The organism is Vibrio sp. 2096 (assembly GCF_033339595.1).
GTDB classification, from domain to species: Bacteria; Pseudomonadota; Gammaproteobacteria; order Enterobacterales; family Vibrionaceae; genus Vibrio; species Vibrio alginolyticus.
In genome coordinates, this window is the sequence record NZ_JAWOUX010000118.1 from 1 (window position 1) to 1004 (window position 1004).

General features: G+C 43.4%; 1 protein-coding gene and 1 pseudogene. One reads left to right on the forward strand and one right to left on the reverse strand.

Annotation, left to right across the window (positions count from 1 at the left end; all coding sequences use genetic code 11):
- Positions 1 to 270 precede the first annotated feature (270 nt).
- The gene (locus tag R7Q41_RS24460; protein WP_318144765.1) at positions 271 to 723 is read left to right on the forward strand and encodes a MarR family winged helix-turn-helix transcriptional regulator; all 453 of its coding nucleotides are present in this window, start codon (positions 271 to 273) and stop codon (positions 721 to 723) included.
- Positions 724 to 797: 74 nt separating this feature from the next.
- Here the strand turns inward: R7Q41_RS24460 and R7Q41_RS24465 are convergent.
- Positions 798 to 1004 (reverse strand): annotated as a pseudogene (locus tag R7Q41_RS24465) (AEC family transporter); the annotation flags it as partial.

The following is a 1004-nucleotide window of genomic DNA, read 5'->3' on the forward strand; positions in this document are numbered from 1 at the left end:
CGTGCTCAAAAAGAAGTGCAGAAAGAGCAATCTCAAGAACTCGCTTCAGCAACGGACAAGGCGGAGTAAGACTTCGTAAGCTTAACTGAGTTATACTAATAACAATAAACATAATAAAAGGGCGCGTAAGCGCTCTTTGTTTATGCTTTCAACTCGATGGTTTAATACGTCACCGATTTTGAATGAAGCCTAGGAAGAGCGATCTCGTTTCGAACTCCTCATAAAAAGGTCAGAAAGCATAACATGAAGCCATAAGTTAAATAGGCGGCTATGAAAGAGCAAAAAATTTCACCTATCTCCGTTTTGGATCAAAGCCCAATGTTTGTCTCTGGGGTGATGCAACGGATGTATCGCAACCGAGCGCAAGCAGAGTTATGTCTTCAAAATCAGATGACCTTAGAGATGGCCAGTGCGTTGGCAGCGTTAGAAGAGTTTCAGCCAATGAGTCAACAAGCGTTAGCCGATGCCGTTTTGACCGAACGAAGCGTTGCAAAGCGCATGGTCGATAACTTGGAAAAACGTGGTTTTGTGTGCGTTTCGAAGAGTGAGGCGAACCAACGACTGAAAATGCGCAGTTTGACGAAAGAAGGTGAAGTAACGATTAAGAAAGTTCATCAAATAATGAGGAACTTGCAGCGCGAGTTCTTCTCTTGTTTATCCGAAGATGAGTCGGCAGAGTTTTTTCGTTTGGTAAGGAAAATGACATTAGCCAATCATTCGTAAGCGTTTTCTCTGCGTTAAATCTAAGCCTTTTTGTAAAGCCTCAGCTATGTTCTGAGGCTTTTTTATTTCATTTTTCAGATCAAACCGTACGATTTTAGAACCACAATACCGAACGTGCAGGTGACGGTTGAAAGCACGGTTGTCAAAGCAATAATGTTGGCTGCCAGTACCGCGTTTCCTCCCATTGAGCGGGCCATGACGTAACTCGCTGCCGCAACGGGTGAGGCGTTCATGAAGAATAAAATCCCCAATTCAATACCTCGAAAACCAACAAAATACGC